The 16,450-nt window shown below is 33.8% G+C and carries 19 protein-coding genes; 12 read left to right on the top strand and 7 right to left on the bottom strand.

Going from position 1 to position 16,450, the window contains the following annotated elements:
* Positions 1-7: 7 nt before the first annotated feature.
* Entirely contained in the window at positions 8-613 is a 606-nt protein-coding gene (locus ACGK9U_RS11130) for a DUF1684 domain-containing protein (RefSeq protein WP_394466453.1), read from the bottom strand.
* Positions 614-874: 261 nt separating this feature from the next.
* Between ACGK9U_RS11130 and ACGK9U_RS11125 the strand changes: the two genes are divergently transcribed.
* On the top strand, positions 875-2,083 hold the full coding sequence (locus tag ACGK9U_RS11125; protein ID WP_394466452.1) for an MFS transporter: 1,209 nt from the start codon (positions 875-877) through the stop codon (positions 2,081-2,083).
* Entirely contained in the window at positions 2,083-2,457 is a 375-nt protein-coding gene (locus ACGK9U_RS11120; RefSeq protein ID WP_394466451.1) for a VOC family protein, read from the top strand. The genes ACGK9U_RS11125 and ACGK9U_RS11120 overlap by 1 nt, the downstream gene beginning before the upstream one ends.
* A 14-nt stretch (positions 2,458-2,471) precedes the next feature.
* On the opposite strand, the gene ACGK9U_RS11115 is transcribed toward ACGK9U_RS11120, so the two are convergent.
* Positions 2,472-2,915, bottom strand: a complete 444-nt coding sequence (locus ACGK9U_RS11115; protein WP_394466450.1) for an Lrp/AsnC family transcriptional regulator — start codon at positions 2,913-2,915, stop codon at positions 2,472-2,474.
* A gap of 125 nt (positions 2,916-3,040) precedes the next feature.
* Between ACGK9U_RS11115 and ACGK9U_RS11110 the strand changes: the two genes are divergently transcribed.
* A complete protein-coding gene (locus tag ACGK9U_RS11110) occupies positions 3,041-3,436 on the top strand; it encodes a hypothetical protein (protein WP_394466449.1) in 396 nt (131 codons plus the stop codon).
* Positions 3,437-3,912: 476 nt separating this feature from the next.
* Here the strand turns inward: ACGK9U_RS11110 and ACGK9U_RS11105 are convergent, their stop codons facing one another.
* Positions 3,913-4,452: a sigma-70 family RNA polymerase sigma factor gene (locus ACGK9U_RS11105; protein ID WP_394466448.1), complete on the bottom strand. Its 540-nt coding sequence runs from the start codon at positions 4,450-4,452 to the stop codon at positions 3,913-3,915.
* Positions 4,453-4,801: 349 nt separating this feature from the next.
* A complete protein-coding gene (locus ACGK9U_RS11100) occupies positions 4,802-8,317 on the bottom strand; it encodes a methylmalonyl-CoA mutase family protein (RefSeq protein WP_394466447.1) in 3,516 nt (1,171 codons plus the stop codon).
* A 146-nt stretch (positions 8,318-8,463) separates the two neighbouring features.
* Here ACGK9U_RS11100 and purU point away from each other — a divergent pair, with 146 nt between their 5' ends.
* From purU to ACGK9U_RS11085, 3 genes are all read left to right on the top strand, one after another.
* Positions 8,464-9,318, top strand: a complete 855-nt coding sequence (gene purU / locus ACGK9U_RS11095) for a formyltetrahydrofolate deformylase (RefSeq protein ID WP_394466446.1) — start codon at positions 8,464-8,466, stop codon at positions 9,316-9,318.
* Positions 9,319-9,361: 43 nt separating this feature from the next.
* Positions 9,362-10,069 (top strand): DUF4197 domain-containing protein, encoded by a 708-nt coding sequence (locus ACGK9U_RS11090; RefSeq protein WP_394466445.1) that lies wholly within the window; start codon positions 9,362-9,364, stop codon positions 10,067-10,069.
* Between the two features lie 111 nt (positions 10,070-10,180).
* A complete protein-coding gene (locus ACGK9U_RS11085; protein ID WP_394466444.1) occupies positions 10,181-10,372 on the top strand; it encodes a Lacal_2735 family protein in 192 nt (63 codons plus the stop codon).
* Positions 10,373-10,597: 225 nt separating this feature from the next.
* On the opposite strand, the gene pyrF is transcribed toward ACGK9U_RS11085, so the two are convergent.
* The 3 genes from pyrF to ACGK9U_RS11070 all read right to left on the bottom strand — a co-directional run bounded on the left by pyrF (position 10,598) and on the right by ACGK9U_RS11070 (position 13,914).
* Entirely contained in the window at positions 10,598-11,413 is an 816-nt protein-coding gene (gene pyrF, locus ACGK9U_RS11080) for an orotidine-5'-phosphate decarboxylase (protein WP_394466443.1), read from the bottom strand.
* 86 nt (positions 11,414-11,499) lie between these two features.
* On the bottom strand, positions 11,500-12,576 hold the full coding sequence (gene prfA, locus ACGK9U_RS11075) for a peptide chain release factor 1 (protein WP_394466442.1): 1,077 nt from the start codon (positions 12,574-12,576) through the stop codon (positions 11,500-11,502).
* A 369-nt stretch (positions 12,577-12,945) separates the two neighbouring features.
* Positions 12,946-13,914, bottom strand: coding sequence for a GlxA family transcriptional regulator (locus tag ACGK9U_RS11070; protein WP_394466441.1), 969 nt, complete (start codon positions 13,912-13,914; stop codon positions 12,946-12,948).
* Positions 13,915-14,032: 118 nt separating this feature from the next.
* Between ACGK9U_RS11070 and ACGK9U_RS11065 the strand changes: the two genes are divergently transcribed.
* The 6 genes from ACGK9U_RS11065 (at position 14,033) to ACGK9U_RS11040 (ending at position 16,341) form a co-directional block, all read left to right on the top strand.
* Positions 14,033-14,449: an SRPBCC family protein gene (locus tag ACGK9U_RS11065; protein WP_394466440.1), complete on the top strand. Its 417-nt coding sequence runs from the start codon at positions 14,033-14,035 to the stop codon at positions 14,447-14,449.
* Between the two features lie 11 nt (positions 14,450-14,460).
* On the top strand, positions 14,461-14,910 hold the full coding sequence (locus ACGK9U_RS11060; RefSeq protein WP_394466439.1) for an SRPBCC family protein: 450 nt from the start codon (positions 14,461-14,463) through the stop codon (positions 14,908-14,910).
* A 6-nt stretch (positions 14,911-14,916) separates the two neighbouring features.
* Complete coding sequence (locus ACGK9U_RS11055) at positions 14,917-15,216, top strand: hypothetical protein (protein WP_394466438.1); 300 nt, start codon at positions 14,917-14,919, stop codon at positions 15,214-15,216.
* A 5-nt stretch (positions 15,217-15,221) separates the two neighbouring features.
* The gene (locus ACGK9U_RS11050) at positions 15,222-15,629 is read left to right on the top strand and encodes a VOC family protein (RefSeq protein ID WP_394466437.1); all 408 of its coding nucleotides are present in this window, start codon (positions 15,222-15,224) and stop codon (positions 15,627-15,629) included.
* Positions 15,630-15,645: 16 nt separating this feature from the next.
* A complete protein-coding gene (locus ACGK9U_RS11045; RefSeq protein ID WP_394466436.1) occupies positions 15,646-16,032 on the top strand; it encodes a DoxX family protein in 387 nt (128 codons plus the stop codon).
* Between the two features lie 90 nt (positions 16,033-16,122).
* Complete coding sequence (locus tag ACGK9U_RS11040; protein WP_394466435.1) at positions 16,123-16,341, top strand: hypothetical protein; 219 nt, start codon at positions 16,123-16,125, stop codon at positions 16,339-16,341.
* The last annotated feature ends 109 nt before the right edge of the window (positions 16,342-16,450 follow it).

Below are 16,450 nucleotides of genomic sequence, written 5' to 3'. Positions count from 1 at the left end.
CATTTCATTAATGCTTCCCAAAAGCCTTCACTCCTGCTTCAATTCTGGTTTTTAAATAATTTTCTCTGGGTACAATAGGGCAAGAGTATTTATCATTATAGGCACAATATGGGTTATAGGCTTTATTAAAATCTATTTCCATAGTGTCTCCTTTAGGTATTCGGGCATCAATGTAACGCCCACCTCCATAACTTTCTAACCCGTTGGTTTCATCTAAAAAAGGCAAGAATAAATAATCTTCGTAACCATCTCTTTCCATTAAATCTTTCCCTTGATAAACATTTAGTTGATATGTATTTCCTTTTAATTCAAAAGTTAAAATACCATAAACACGTTCTTTAGAAACCCTATCAGTAGTTGTTTTCATATTAAAAAACTTTGTATCTGGTGTACGTTTCAAAGTTGCTGTCACTACATAGGCTTCATCAAACTTAAAAAATTCCAAGCCTTCAAAATGCTTTCTATCTTTATCTTTTAAAGGTGAAGTGGTAGCATCTTTATATTCAGCATTCAACTCACGCTGAAACTCGGTTTCTCCTTTAACGGCTTTTTTATCTTGGGCACAACTTACTAAGAAAGTTATAAATATTAATAATGTAATTAATGGCTTCATTAAAATTATAATTTAAATTCAAAAATACAACTTACAATTATTTTCTATAAGTTTGTAACTCATAAAAAATAAAAATGCGTAAAAACGTCACCGTTTGTAAGATGCAATTAACAACTTCACGTAGAGGAAGTCGGGCTTTTTATATATTTAGGTGATATAGTTATAAATTATTACAATATGTAAAAGTCCGACTTCACAGTCGGACTTTTTATTTTTAGTCTATAATTAACTTTCAATCAAAAGAACCATGTAAACCAAACCATGAAAACACTTTTCAAAAACTATATAAATACTTTCAAAGGCCTATCGGAAGAAATATGGTGGCTAGCTCTCATAACACTTATAAACAGAGCAGGTACTATGGTCATTCCTTTTTTATCGTTATACCTAAAGGAAGATTTGCATTTTACAGTAAGCCATGTAGGTTGGGTTATGAGTGCTTTTGGATTAGGATCGGTAGTTGGCTCTTGGATTGGCGGCAAATTAACCGATAAAATTGGTTACTACAAAGTAATGGTAAGAAGCCTATTAGCTACTGGAGCTTTATTTATAGCCTTGCAATTTTTAAATACGTTCGCATCCATTTGTATTGGTATTTTTATTGTGATGTTGGTAGCTGATGCGTTTAGACCTGCTATGTTTGTGGCTTTAAATGCATATAGCAAACCTGAAAACAAAATACGGTCGTTAACACTGATACGCTTAGCCATAAATTTAGGATTTTCGGCTGGACCTGCCATTGGTGGCCTTATTATAACTGGCTTAGGATATGCCGGTTTGTTTTGGGTTGATGGCATTACTTGCATTATTGCAACCTTTTTAATGATTAAAGTATTGCATCCTAAAAAGGCCAAAGTTTTAGATGCTATTGAAAACAAAAATCCAGTTTCGGCATATAGTGATTATGCCTTTATGGTATTCCTTATAGCTATGATGCTGTTTGGCGTAGTATTCTTACAATACTTTTCAACCATAACTATTTACTATAAAGATGTACATTCATTAAGTGAGCTTCAAATTGGACTTATTTTAGGGCTGAACGGTTTCCTTATTTTTATTTTAGAAATGCCATTAATTAAATGGTTGGAAAATACCAAATACACCAAATTAGGGTTAATGTTTTTTGGAGCAATATTAACGGGTTTAAGTTTACTGATATTAAATTTTACCACGTGGTCTGGCATTTTAGTAATTGGAATGTTATTAATGACCATTGGAGAAATGATTGCTTTTCCATTTTCAAATGCCTTTGCCGTTGAAAGAGCCAAAAAAGGAAATCAAGGGGAATATATGGCATTGTATTCCATGTCGTTTTCAATAGCTCACATTTTTGGACATAATGCTGGTTTACAAATGACGGCCGCACTTGGATTTGATAATACTTGGTACATAATTTCGATAATTGCACTTATTTGTGCCATCATTTTATTTCTGCTAAATAGAAACTTAAACTATAAAAGACTTTTGTAATGAATTTAAACCAAATAACCATTCCATCTTTAGATGTTGAAAAAGCAACGGCATTTTATAAAACCTTGGGGTTGCATCTCATTGTAGATGCACTTCCTAGGTATGTAAGATTTGAATGTCCAAACGGAAACAGTACATTTTCCATACATAAAGTAAATGAATTACCAATTGGCATTGGCATATCCATATATTTTGAAAATGAAAATATTGATGAAACCGTATCCAATTTAAAACAAAAAGGAATCCTTTTTTTAAGCGAACCACAAGATAAACCCTGGCTTTGGCGCGAGGCACATTTAAACGATTTAGATGGTAACAAAATTATTATATATCATGCAGGTGAAAATAGAAAAAACCCGCCATGGCGAATTTGATAAATTAACAAGCTTTATTTCATAGGTTTCACCTCTTTAAATCGCGTAACATGAGACAACACGATTTGTGTTTTCGTTTCGCCGTAAACAATAAGTTGGTCTATAAAGGTTTCTAAGTGCTTTTGGTTTTTTAAAAGCACTTCCATTACTATATTTTCATTGCCAGTTATTCTGTAGCAATTCAACACTTCATCATAAGTTTTCACTTTCTCTAAAAAGGGCTTTAATTTACCAATAAAAGCATGCAAAGTAATGATGGCTTTTAGTTGGTAACCCATATCCAATGGCGACACTACTGTTTTATAACCCAATATAATACCTGCATCTTCCAGCCTTTTTATGCGCTCTGAAACTGCTGGCGAACTAATACCCACTTGCCTGCCTATTTCGGCATTAGATTGTCGAGCATTTTCTTGCAAACACTTCAAAATCTTCCAGTTAAGATTATCTAAATTCATATTGAATGAAATTTAACTATAAAAAGTTAATAATTAAAGTAAATATACACTTTTACTTTAAAATAAAAAGTTGTTTGTTGATTCTTGTGAGTAATTTTGATATAATTGCTAAGAGAAAAAAGAATATGATGTCTAATACCCCATCAAACCTATCGGAATTACCGATTTATAAAAAAGCTATTGAGATATTTGCTTTATCTCAAAACATTTCCACGTATTTAAATCATGATTTATCTGCTTTAAAAAATGATGGTTCTGAAGATTCTCATATTTATTTTTCTGGTGATATTGTTCAGCAATCTGTTTCTTTAGCTCCAGAGATTGTTAATGCCGAATTAGAACGTTATACCGAAAGAAAACATAAACACATTGCCTCTTTAAGACGCTTAACTAACAAGCTTTATAAAAATTCGTATCGTTTGGAGCATTCTAACAGCAACGGGAAAGACTTTTTACCTATTTTACGTAGCGAATTAAAAAAGTTTAAACAATTGCAACGCAGTTGGATGTTAACTTTGTAAAAAACATCACTTACTTTATTTTAAGACAAAAAAATCCCTGTATTTTAACACAAGGATTCTAAAAAAACAAATGAGAGTCTTGTTTTTTTAATCTATAAACATAGTATTTTTAGTATTTACTAATGTCGCTTCAATTTCATAATATCTTTCCGATTTTATAAAATTAATCAACCAGTCGAAATGATTTTTTGACTGTCTTTTGAATTGGTATTTTAAATTTGCTTCCATAGGTATAAGATTTAAATGTTGGGGTAAATCTTGTTTAATAATTAACTTCAACAGGATAAAATTACACTAGGAGTTGATAGCCGAAAAATTTCTTAAACAATATTAGTTCAAGGGTTTACATACATCTATAAGTGGTTTTAATTTGCAAAAAAAAACGATGAAAAACTCTGTTAAAAAAGTTTTTCATCGCATTAATTATTAAATTCTAAAAATTTGTATCTGTAGCTTATTCCAAGCGAATTAAATTTCTAATTGCACATTTTGCAATCCTTTTTATCTTTAATCTCACCCACTAAATAACCGGCATCATTCACTTTAAAATCACAACAATCCATAAAACCTTGGGCAATTAATTTTCTACCGCGTTGTATTTGAGATTTTACGGTAGGCAATGGCAAATGCAATTGTTCTGAAATTTGGGTTTGTTTAATTCCTTTAATATCTGATAAAAACAATGGATCTCTATATTTCTTTGGCAAACTTTTAATAATGCCCCTTAAACAGTCTTCTTTGGTATGTTCTAATTTTTGATCATCAAAAGTCATATCAACTTCTGAAACTTCATAAGTGATATTATTATTTCTGAAATAATCTAGAACGGTATATCTGGCAATGGCGAACAACCACGACTTTAATTTATCGGCATCTTTTAAAGTATCAAGCTTTGTATGTACTTTAATGAAGGTTTCCTGAAGCAAATCGTCTGCAACAACGGCATCCTTCACTTTACTTAATATAAAGTATTTTATATCGTTTGAATAAGTGTTCCAAATGTCTTGGGTTTGCATAACTAGAATTATAAAAACAGTGCTTACTTTAGCATAAAGTTACTAAAATAAACACTGTTGCTTTTCAAATTAAAATAAACTTAACAGTTACAATTACTGCAAGTACAGTTTTCGCAGGTACAATTTTGGCATTGTCCATTTTGGCAACCATCACAGTTGCAAGTGCATTCTTTATTTTTCATAATATCTATTTTTAATGTTCATATAGTAGACGTACAAATGTTTAAAAAGATGCATTTTTTGAAATAATTTTGTTTTTAAAATGTTCACTTCTAAAGAAAGACCCTTCGACTCCGCTCAGGGTAAGCGATTCAAACATTTTTTGATAAAGCAAAAAATGGTTCACTGCTTACATATTTCTACGGTACTGACCACCAACTTCAAACAAAGCGTTTGTAATTTGCCCTAAAGAACACACTTTACAAACTTCCATTAAAGCTTCAAAAATGTTTTCATTTTGGATGGTTTTCTGCTGAAGCGCTTTTAAAAGTGCCGTTGTATCGTGTGCTTTATGAAGATTTTCTAAAGTTTTTATTTGAAACTGCTTTTCTTCTTCGGTGGCTCGAATCACTTCCGCAGGCAACACCGTAGGAGACCCTTTACTGCTTAAAAAGGTATTAACGCCAATAATGGGGAATGCGCCATTATGCTTCAAGGTTTCGTAATACAGACTTTCTTCCTGTATCTTACTACGTTGGTACATAGTTTCCATAGCGCCTAAAACACCACCGCGTTCGGTAATTCTATCGAATTCCAAAAGAACAGCTTCTTCAACCAAATCGGTTAATTCTTCAATAATGAACGAACCTTGAATTGGGTTTTCGTTTTTTGCTAACCCTAATTCTTTATTTATAATTAATTGAATGGCCATAGCACGACGCACAGATTCTTCAGTTGGTGTGGTTATCGCTTCATCATATGCATTCGTGTGTAAAGAATTGCAATTATCGTAAATAGCATACAAGGCTTGTAACGTGGTTCGGATATCATTAAAATCGATTTCCTGAGCATGCAAGCTTCTACCAGAAGTTTGAATATGGTATTTAAGCATTTGAGCGCGTTCGTTAGCGCCATACTTCAGCTTCATGGCTTTTGCCCAAATTTTACGAGCTACACGACCAATAACTGCATATTCTGGGTCGATGCCGTTTGAAAAGAAAAATGATAAATTGGGTCCGAATTTATTTATATCCATACAGCGACTTAAATAATATTCCACATACGTGAAACCATTAGATAAGGTTAACGCCAATTGGGTAATGGGGTTTGCGCCAGCCTCCGCAATATGATAACCAGAAATAGACACCGAATAAAAATTACGCACATTATTTTCAATGAAATATTCTTGGACATCGCCCATTAAACGTAATGCAAATTCCGTTGAAAATATACAAGTATTTTGCGCTTGGTCTTCTTTTAAAATATCGGCTTGTACCGTACCCCGTACCTGCGACATGGAGTTTGCCTTTATGGTTTGATAGACTTCTTTTGGCAATACTTGGTCTCCCGTAACCCCCAAAAGCATCAAACCCAAACCATTATTTCCCTCGGGTAATTTACCGTTATATTTTGGTCGCTCTTTACCTTTGTATAAAGCTGTTATTTTAGCTTCTACCTCTTTTTCTAAACCGTTCTCCTTTATATAAATTTCACATTGTTGGTCGATGGCAACGTTCATAAAATACCCTAAAAGCATGGGAGCTGGCCCGTTAATCGTCATACTAACCGAAGTCATTACATGTGCCAAATCAAATCCGGAATAGAGTTTTTTAGCATCATCTAAACAACAAATACTAACGCCTGCATTTCCTATTTTACCGTAAATATCCGGACGTAAATCGGGGTCGTTTCCATAAAGCGTTACACTATCAAAAGCCGTAGACAAGCGTTTTGCTGGCAAACCGGCACTTACATAATGGAAACGTTTATTGGTGCGCTCCGGACTTCCTTCACCTGCAAACATACGCGCTGGATCTTCGCCTGTACGTTTAAATGGATACAATCCTGAGGTGTATGGAAATTCCCCTGGCACATTTTCTTGCAACACCCATTTTAAAATATCGCCCCAAGCTTGGTACTTGGGCAATGCGACTTTAGGGATTTGCAAATGTGAAAGCGATTCTGAATGGGTTTCTATTTTAATGTCTTTATCGCGGACTTTAAATGTGTAAACCGGGTTTTTATATTTGTTAACTTTTTCATCCCAACCTGTAATTATTTCCCAGTTGTAGGGGTCTAGGTTTAGTTTTACACGATCAAATTCGGCAACTAACAATCTGATAAAATCTTTACTATCATCTGGTGTTTGTTTTAGGATGGCTACGTGGTTTACTCCTTGTTTGTTTACAAAGGGCGTCTCGACTGCGCTCGACGAGACATTTGCAACGGAACATATCGTTTTGTAAATACCATATAATTTTTGGGCAACTTCAACTTGTTCAATGGCTTTTGAATCGTAAGCACGATTGTTTTCGGCTATTTCAGATAAATAACGGGTTCTAGATGGTGGAATGACAAAAATCTTTTCACTCATTTCATCTGAAATGGAGAAAGTCGATTTTAAATCTGCCGATGCTTTTTCAACCAATTTATCCATGACCGCTTTATAAAGCGTATTCATCCCTGGGTCGTTAAACTGTGAAGCAATCGTTCCAAAAACAGGCAAATTTTCTTGTAGTGTATCCCAAAGGTTATTATTACGCATGTACTGTTTTTTCACATCACGCAAGGCATCTAACGAACCTCGTTTGTCGAATTTATTTATCGCCACTAAATCAGCAAAATCGAGCATATCTATTTTTTCCAATTGGGTTGCAGCTCCAAACTCGGGCGTCATCACGTATAATGACACATCGCTATGCTCAATAATTTCGGTATCCGACTGCCCTATACCCGAAGTTTCCAAAACAATTAAATCGTATTCAGCAGCCTTCAACACCTCAATAGCCTCGTGCACATATTTTGACAAAGCTAAATTAGACTGACGTGTTGCCAAACTACGCATATAAACTCGCGGATTGTTTATAGCATTCATTCTAATTCTATCGCCTAAAAGCGCGCCACCTGTTTTTCGTTTGGATGGATCTACAGATATAATGCCGACTGTTTTTTCTGGAAAATCGATTAAAAATCGGCGCACCAACTCATCTACTAACGATGATTTTCCTGCGCCTCCTGTTCCCGTAATTCCTAAAACGGGAGTACCTCCTAACCTCCCCGAAGGGGAGGAATTCTCACTCTGCTGAAAAAATAAATTTTCAAAAGCCTTATGATTATTTTCTGCCAATGAAATTAACCTTGCAATGGTATTAACATCTTTATTTTTTAAATTTTCTAAAACCTTATCTTTTCCTAATTTCAATAACCAAGAATCATCTTCATTACAAACTTTTCCCGGTTGCTGTTTCTCCCCTTCGGAGAAATTAAGAGGTACATCCGATTGTGCTACCAAATCGTTAATCATGCCTTGCAACCCAAGTTCACGACCATCATCTGGCGAATAAATTCGGGCAATACCATAAGCCATTAACTCTTTAATTTCAGAAGGTAAAATAACACCGCCGCCGCCACCAAAAATTTTAATATGCTGTGCGCCTTTCTCCTTCAACAAATCGTACATATATTTAAAATACTCGTTATGGCCGCCTTGATAGGAGGTCAAACAAATAGCATTTACATCTTCTTGAATGGCTGTATTTACCACTTCTTCCACACTTCTATCGTGACCCAAATGAATCACCTCCACACCCGTAGCTTGAATAATTCGGCGCATGATATTTATGGAGGCATCGTGACCATCAAACAAAGATGCTGCGGTTACTATTCTAATTTTATGTTTGGGCTTATATGGCGCTATGTGCATCATTCTAAAATAAATTAATTTAATAGGGTGTAAATTTACGAAATGTTCAAAAAAAATAAGCATTTACAAACGATTATCTAAAATTATAATCTTATAATATGCATCAATAATTTTTAGGTTAATTTTGAACTTAAATCATTTTAATTCAAATGCAAAAGATTACCATTTTAATTCATTGTAAAGACCGTCCGAACATTATTGCTACCGTAACCAATTTTATTGCCCAAAAAGATGGCAATATTGTCTACATAGACCAACATGTTGATAGAGAGCAAAACATCTTTTTTATGCGATTGGAAAGCGAGTTTACAAAAGAATCATTTTCTGCCGATGTTTTCAGAGATGCTTTTAAAAAAACATTGGCTGATGCTTTTGAAATGAAATGGCGCATTTACTCTTCGGCCAGAAAGCCTAAAATGGCACTGTTTATTTCTAAATACGACCACTGTTTGTACGATTTATTAGGACGCTATAATTCTGGCGAGCTTAATTTAGAAATCCCTTTCATTATCAGTAATCACTTAGATTTAAAACCGATTGCCGGTAGTTTTAAAATTCCGTTTTTCCACGTTCCTGTTACCAAAGATACCAAGGAAGCAGCGGAACAAAAACAGTTGGAATTGCTTGAAGAATACCAAATAGATTTTATTGTATTAGCGCGGTACATGCAAATTATTTCGCCTAAACTAATTGAAAGATATCCGAACAAAATCATAAATATCCACCATTCGTTTTTACCTGCTTTCGTGGGGGCAAAACCCTACCATTCGGCCTTTAAACGTGGCGTTAAAATTATAGGGGCCACCAGTCATTATGTGACCGAAGAATTAGATGCGGGTCCTATTATAGACCAAGGTGTTACACGTGTGTCCCATTCGCATTCCATTGAAGATTTAATTGCAAAGGGACGCGATTTAGAAAAAATTGTATTGGCAAATGCCGTAAAACTACATACTAACAGAAAAGTAATGGTTTATAACAATAAAACCGTAATCTTTTCTTAATTACCTATATTTACCATTATTTAAACCCCCAAACACAAAAATCATGATTCGTAAAATTTTAGTATTTATTTTAGTTTTAAACCTTACTGCCTGCGCAGAATTACAACAAGTTGTAAACCAATTACCTCAAGGAACCATTGGTATTGGAAACGATGAAATTGCATCTGGTTTAAGACAAGCCTTAGATTTTGGAATTGAAAAGCAAGTAAGCAAACTGACTCAAACCGATGGTTTTTATAAAAATGAATTGGTAAAAATTTTATTACCTGCTGAATTACAAAAGGTAGATAAAGGCCTTAGAGATATTGGTTTAAGCAAATTAGCTGATGAAGGATTAAAAGTACTAAATAGAGCTGCCGAAGATGCCGTAAAAGAAGCAACCCCTATATTTGTTGATGCTGTAAAAGGCATTACGTTTGCCGATGCTAAAAACATATTAATTGGCAATGATGATGCTGCAACCCAATACTTAAATGGCAAAACACAAACCGCTTTATATGCGAAATTCAATCCTGTTATAAAAAATTCGTTTAGTAAAGTGGGTGCCGATGAGATCTGGAACAACCTTATTAGTAAGTATAACAGCATTCCTTTTACTACAGACGTAAATCCAGATTTAACGGATTATGTTACCAACGAAGCACTAAAAGGGGTTTTTACTATGATTGCTGTTGAAGAAAAAGAGATACGCAATAACATAGGCTCTAGAACTACCGATTTATTAAGAAAAGTGTTTGCGTTGCAAGACTAAAAAGAGGCTAGATTATTGACTGTTTTATAGTGGTTGAAAAATAAATTAAATATTTTTTTTCATTTATGAATAAAAAATGTATATTTAATTATCTGTTATTCAGCCGTCTATATGAGCATCAACGATATCATAAAAAACCGTCAAAAAAGACTCAATGAGCAATATAAAGAGCTGATGGAGCAAGCGTATAATTTCCGTCAAACGGATTCTGAACTTAGCGACCTTGCTGAATTTAGAGCCATGCGTTTGCTAAACAAGTTAAACACCCTTCGATATTTCTCTAGAAATCAAGTAAAATCTTAATTTCATTTTTTTTATTAATTCTTTAACTTTCCAGTTACATCCAAAAGGCATAAACTTCCGTACTTTATACAAAAAGACGTTATGAATACACATTTCTGCAAAGTTGGAAGAATCAAACCTAATTTGAACAAGTTGATGAGTCTAAAAGAATTTGAAAAAAGAATTTCAAATTTTGTTGAAGACATTAGTATAGTTGATTACCCTAAAACTATAAACGGGTAGATTCTATTTCGATAAAATAAGTTGCATTTCCTGTTGAAGCTCTTTGGCTTTTTCAGCCGCTACTTGCGCAAAATCTTCTTCATTGGAAGCATAAATAATGCCTCTGGAAGAATTTATTAGTAAACCAACATTGTCAGTCATTCCATATTTACAAACATCTTGTAAATTACCTCCTTGCGCTCCTACTCCAGGCACAAGCAAAAAACTATCTGGAATAATATTTCTAATATCAGCTAAATATTCTGCCTTGGTTGCCCCTACCACATACATCAAGTTGTGGGCGTTTTTCCAAGTTTTTGAAGTTTCCAACACTTTTTTATACAACTCTTTGCCCTCTACTATTTTCGTTTGAAAATCGAATGCACCTTGATTAGATGTTAATGCCAATAAAATGGTATGCTTATTTTCAAACGCCAAGAAAGGCTCCACCGAATCTTTTCCCATATAAGGTGCCACAGTAACCGAATCGAAGGCTAAATCTTCAAAAAAAGCTTTGGCGTACATGGTACTTGTATTGCCAATATCTCCACGTTTAGCATCAGCAATCGTAAAAATATCAGGATGATTTTCGTTTAGATACTTAATGGTTTTTTCCAATGCTTTCCAACCTTTTAAACCATAAGCTTCATAAAATGCTGTATTGGGTTTGTAAGACACGCATAAATGGTGCGTAGCATCAATAATAGCTTTATTGAAAGCAAAAATAGGATCTTCTTCTTTTAAAAGATGCTGTGGGATTTTATTTAAATCAACATCTAACCCTATACATAGAAAGGATTTCTTTTTTTTTATTTCAGTGATTAGTTGGGTAGTATTCATATATTGTTTTAGCCACGAATTCACGAATGTTTATCTATAATTTTTCAAAAAAAAAAAAAAAATTCGTGAATTCGTAGTATCTTTAATTAAATCACATCACTATTGGCTTTTAACTTCTCAGTATTTTCAGCTAATTGTAATTCGTCTATAATTCTTTGGATATCACCATTAACGATGTTCGACAAATCGTAAAGCGTTAAACCAATTCTATGGTCGGTTACACGTCCTTGCGGATAATTATAAGTTCTAATCTTCGCACTTCTATCACCCGAAGTTACCATCGAACCACGCTTTGCAGCATCTGCTTCGTTTTTCTTGGCTAACTCCATTTCGTATAAACGAGAACGTAATACTTTAAATGCTTTTTCTTTATTTTTATGTTGTGATTTTTGGTCTTGACATTGCGCTACCAACCCTGTTGGTATATGCGTTAATCGCACCGCCGAATAGGTTGTATTTACAGACTGACCACCTGGACCCGAAGAACAGAAAAAATCTATTCGTACTTCTTTTGGGTTGATTTCCACATCAAATTCTTCAGCTTCTGGAAACACCATAACGGTTGCGGCACTGGTATGCACACGCCCTTGGGTTTCAGTTTGTGGTACACGTTGCACACGGTGTACACCTGCTTCAAACTTTAAAGTTCCGTATACGTCTTCACCGGAAACTTCAAACTGGATCTCTTTAAAACCACCGTTTGTTCCCTCGCTAAAATCTACCGTATCAACCTTCCAGCCTTTGCTTTCACAATACTTGGTGTACATTCTAAATAAATCACCCGCAAAAATACTCGCTTCGTCACCACCAGTTCCTGCACGTAATTCTACTACGGCATTTTTAGAGTCTTCCGGATCTTTCGGTATTAAAAGAAATTTGATCTCATCTTCTAATTTAGGAATGCGTTCTTTGGCTTCTTCATACTGCATTTTAGCCATGTCGACCATTTCCGGATCACCGCCTTCTGAAATAATATCCTCAGCTTCCGCCAAATTATTGGTTACTTCAATATATTCATCGCGCTTTCCAATAAGAACTTTAAGATCTTTGTATTCTTTATTTAAAGCAATGTAACGTTTTTGGTCGGTCATAATATCCGGTTGGATGATTAAATCACTGACCTCATCAAAACGCTGCTTTACTATTTGTAATTTATCTAACATTTACCTTTTTAAATTGTGGTGCAAAAATACGATAATTTATGAATTTTTAATAGCTGAAGTTTGGGTAATGGAAACTATCTAAAAAAAAGAATATTGAACTAAAATTTGATAGTATCTATTGTTTGACTTTTAAGGTTGATGAAAAAATAAGAAATAGGCTATTTTATCCTTGGCGTATTAGCAAATATTTCGATCTTTTTGGTGCTATCTGAAATAAAAACGTTTACCCAATTATAAAGACAAGATATTTACGATAGAAATAAAACTGTAGAAGTAGGCAACTTAATTGCCCGTTTTTGAGTGGATAATCTAAGGGTCGATTGTATAAAGATTACCCATTGTTGTTTATGAACAATAATAATCTTTATACTAAATTTTACTGTACTTGTTTCTATACTCTATGGGAGTTAACCCAGTAATTTTTTTAAATACCGTTCGAAATGCTTTTGTGTCTGTATAACCGACATCAAACATAACTTCTGCAATGTTTTTTCTGGTACTTTCAAAACTTCGTTTAGCCGCTTCTACTTTCACACGTTGGTGATATTCTATAATAGTATTATCGGTAGCTTGTTTAAACCTGCGCTCAAAACTTCTTCGACTTATGGCGACCATATCTGCCATATCATCTACCGTTATTTTATCTTGATAATTGGCTTCTATATATTCTTGTACTTTTTTTACTTCAGTATCATTATGGTCCTTTTGTCCGTTAAACATCATAAACGCTGCTTGACTTTCCCTATCAATATCAATAGCAAAATATTTTGATGCCAATATAGCGGTATCCCTATCGGTATATTTTTCTAAAAGATACAGTAGCAAATTCCAATACGAATTTGCGCCACCACTTGAATACACACCATTTTCTTCGGTAATAATGCTTCCGTCCATAATTTCAACATCTGGAAACGTTTCTCGAAATTCATTATAAAATGCCCAATGTGTAGAACATTTTTTTCCATCTAAAATACCTGTGGAAGCCAATAAAAAAGCGCCTACACATAAAGACGCCACTTCTACCCCATTTTTATAATGGTTTACTATCCATGGAATCGTATCTCGGTTCAAATCTACAGCGGTTTTCATATCACCAAAAAGTGCTGGAATAATAATAAGGTCTGTTTGCTTAGCATCATCCAACAACATATCAGTATATACTGAAAACATTCCATTATTGAACTTTACTTCTTTTTTTTGTCCAACAAGTTTCACATCAAAAAGAGGTTTCTGCCCATTGGTTTGTAAAAACTGGTTTGCAGCAGAAAACATATATTGCGGATCTGCCACCGCTTCAATGACTGCCGATTCTGGCACTAAAATGGATACTTTTTTCATGTTTCAAATATAACAAAACCAATTGTCGTAATCAACCCTTTACATAGGCGTTATTACACCATATATACATTATATATTTTTTCGAAATTTGTAATATCTAATAATTAAATATAAAATCATGGAACAAATAACAGTAAAAACCACAGTAAAAGCAGCTGCAAAAAAAGTTTGGGATTTATGGACAGATCCAAACCATATTGTAAGATGGAACACAGCTTCTGAAAATTGGCATACACCACGAGCCGAAAATGATTTAAGAGTTGGTGGAAAATTTCTATCTAGAATGGAAGCCAAAGATGGAAGTTTTGGTTTCGATTTTAGTGGAACATACGACGAAGTTGAGCCTCAAAAAAGAATAGCTTACACCATGGAAGATGGACGAAAAGCTAAAATTGACTTTAAAGAAACCCAAGGTAACACAGAAGTTATTACCGCTTTTGATCCCGAAACACAAAACCCTATTGAGATGCAACGAGATGGTTGGCAAGCTATTTTGGATAATTTCAAAAAATATACTGAAAATGATGAATCTTAAAAATAGAAACAATGAAAAATAATAGCGTAACTCTACACAGAATATTGAAAGTAGCACCCGAAAAAGTTTTCCGTGCTTTCTCTAATCCTGCGGCATGTGCAAGTTGGTTTCCTCCTTATGGATTTTTTTGTACTGTACATCACATGGATTTTAAAATTGGTGGCAGCTACAAAATGTCGTTCACCAATTTTACAACAGAAAACAGTCATACTTTTGGTGGAAGTTTTCTAGATATTAAACCCAACGAACTTATTAAACACACCGATAGATTTGATGACCCAAATTTACCAGGAGAAATGACAACGACAATATGGTTTAAAAAGGTTATTTGTGGTGCTGAACTTAAAATTTTACAAGAAGGTATCCCAGACGCCATACCTGCTGAGATGTGTTATTTAGGTTGGCAAGAATCATTAGACAAATTGATAAAATTGGTTGAACCTGAAATTCCAGACGCCTAATTATTTATGAGAAACAAGAAAACCTTACGAACTTGTAAAAACAGGCATCAATATTACAAAAGCAGTGACTGTCCTGTATGCCCAATTTGTGAGAACGAAAGTAAATCAGAAAAAAGTGCATTCATAGGAATTTCAGCTCCAGCTAGAAGAGCCCTAGAAAACAAAGATATAGGAAGCTTACTGGAACTTTCTAAATATACTGAAAATGACATTCTACAACTACATGGTATCGGCAAAACCACCATCCCAAAACTTAAAGCACTTTTAGAAACCGTAGGTTTAAATTTTAAAGCATCGGATAAATGATACAGATGGATGCATACCTAACCTTCAACGGTAATTGTCGTGAAGCTATGATTTTTTACAAAGCATGTTTGGGTGGCGAACTCACTTTACAAACTATTGGCGATTCACCACTTTCAGAAAAAATGCCAAAACGAATGAAAGATTGCATTTTATACGCCACACTTGTAAAAGATGCATTGGTTTTAAAGGGAAGCGATATCGTCTCTTCAAAAGGACTTATTAAAGGTAATGCCATTTCCCTTTCCCTGCATTGCGAAAGTTTAGAGCAGATACAAACTTGCTTCGAAAAACTTTCAAAAGGAGGAAATATTGAACAGCCTTTAGAGCATAATTACTGGGGCAATTTAACAGGAACTATTATTGATAAATACGGGAACCATTGGCTTCTCAATTATAAAAACAATCATTCTTAATCTTAAACAACAAAACATGAAAGCAACAAAATCTCAAAAAATTATTTTTTGGACATCAACAATTATTATTTTTTTGTTTGAAGGTGTTATGCCTGCTTTAACATCGCAAACAGAACTTGCTAAGGAAGGGATAAAACACTTGGGGTACCCTGAATATTTTGGAAATATACTGGTAGTATTTAAAATTCTTGGGGTATTGGTTTTAGTAATTCCACAAATACCAAAACGTCTTAAAGAATGGGCATACGCGGGTTTTGTATTCGATTTTTTATTTGCAAGCATTAGCCATTGGGTTGTAGATAGATTTGGTTTTAACACCTTTTTCCCTCTTATTATTCTGGCTATTCTAATGGTTTCTTATATCTACTACCACAAACTTAATAACACTCAATCAGCACTTTAAAAAAAAAGAGAATAATTAAACGCAACTAAATCTAGTTTATAGCATCAGTACATAATATTATGTGAGTAAATTAATTAAACGATTTCTAAAATGGTAGAAGTATTTAAAACCAACATTAGTAAACAAAAACAGTCCAATCAAATAATAGTGAAGCTTAATCAAACGTTTCCAAAATATAAAATCAACTTCGACCTTGAAGATTGTGATAATATTTTGCGTGTTGAAAACACCATAGGCGAAATTGATAATAAAGTTATTATTGAGTTAATTACTGAAGATGGTTTTTACATAGAGCCCCTTAAAGACTAGATTTTCAACTATTAACAAAAAAAAACTTAGAGTTTAATTTGACAACTACCGTTATTGATATATTATAAATAAATTATTCTTATAATTTTTTAAGTTTAAATATAAAAAA

Origin of the sequence: Mariniflexile sp. HNIBRBA6329 (assembly GCF_043558645.1) — a bacterium.
Taxonomy (GTDB): domain Bacteria; phylum Bacteroidota; class Bacteroidia; order Flavobacteriales; family Flavobacteriaceae; genus Mariniflexile.
The sequence above is the reverse complement of the archived record's forward strand: the minus strand, read 5'-3'. Positions and strand labels throughout refer to the sequence as shown.

Coding starts and splice junctions, on each gene's coding strand:
- ACGK9U_RS11100 (WP_394466447.1), bottom strand. CDS start 8,317: ATGATGCACATAGCGCCATATAAGCCCAAACATAAAATTAGAATAGTA.
- ACGK9U_RS11090 (WP_394466445.1), top strand. CDS start 9,362: ATGATTCGTAAAATTTTAGTATTTATTTTAGTTTTAAACCTTACTGCC.
- ACGK9U_RS11085 (WP_394466444.1), top strand. CDS start 10,181: ATGAGCATCAACGATATCATAAAAAACCGTCAAAAAAGACTCAATGAG.
- ACGK9U_RS11070 (WP_394466441.1), bottom strand. CDS start 13,914: ATGAAAAAAGTATCCATTTTAGTGCCAGAATCGGCAGTCATTGAAGCG.
- ACGK9U_RS11050 (WP_394466437.1), top strand. CDS start 15,222: ATGGATGCATACCTAACCTTCAACGGTAATTGTCGTGAAGCTATGATT.
- prfA (WP_394466442.1), bottom strand. CDS start 12,576: ATGTTAGATAAATTACAAATAGTAAAGCAGCGTTTTGATGAGGTCAGT.
- ACGK9U_RS11040 (WP_394466435.1), top strand. CDS start 16,123: ATGGTAGAAGTATTTAAAACCAACATTAGTAAACAAAAACAGTCCAAT.
- ACGK9U_RS11130 (WP_394466453.1), bottom strand. CDS start 613: ATGAAGCCATTAATTACATTATTAATATTTATAACTTTCTTAGTAAGT.
- ACGK9U_RS11105 (WP_394466448.1), bottom strand. CDS start 4,452: ATGCAAACCCAAGACATTTGGAACACTTATTCAAACGATATAAAATAC.
- ACGK9U_RS11045 (WP_394466436.1), top strand. CDS start 15,646: ATGAAAGCAACAAAATCTCAAAAAATTATTTTTTGGACATCAACAATT.
- ACGK9U_RS11120 (WP_394466451.1), top strand. CDS start 2,083: ATGAATTTAAACCAAATAACCATTCCATCTTTAGATGTTGAAAAAGCA.
- ACGK9U_RS11060 (WP_394466439.1), top strand. CDS start 14,461: ATGAAAAATAATAGCGTAACTCTACACAGAATATTGAAAGTAGCACCC.
- ACGK9U_RS11055 (WP_394466438.1), top strand. CDS start 14,917: ATGAGAAACAAGAAAACCTTACGAACTTGTAAAAACAGGCATCAATAT.
- ACGK9U_RS11110 (WP_394466449.1), top strand. CDS start 3,041: ATGATGTCTAATACCCCATCAAACCTATCGGAATTACCGATTTATAAA.
- ACGK9U_RS11125 (WP_394466452.1), top strand. CDS start 875: ATGAAAACACTTTTCAAAAACTATATAAATACTTTCAAAGGCCTATCG.
- ACGK9U_RS11065 (WP_394466440.1), top strand. CDS start 14,033: ATGGAACAAATAACAGTAAAAACCACAGTAAAAGCAGCTGCAAAAAAA.
- purU (WP_394466446.1), top strand. CDS start 8,464: ATGCAAAAGATTACCATTTTAATTCATTGTAAAGACCGTCCGAACATT.
- ACGK9U_RS11115 (WP_394466450.1), bottom strand. CDS start 2,915: ATGAATTTAGATAATCTTAACTGGAAGATTTTGAAGTGTTTGCAAGAA.
- pyrF (WP_394466443.1), bottom strand. CDS start 11,413: ATGAATACTACCCAACTAATCACTGAAATAAAAAAAAAGAAATCCTTT.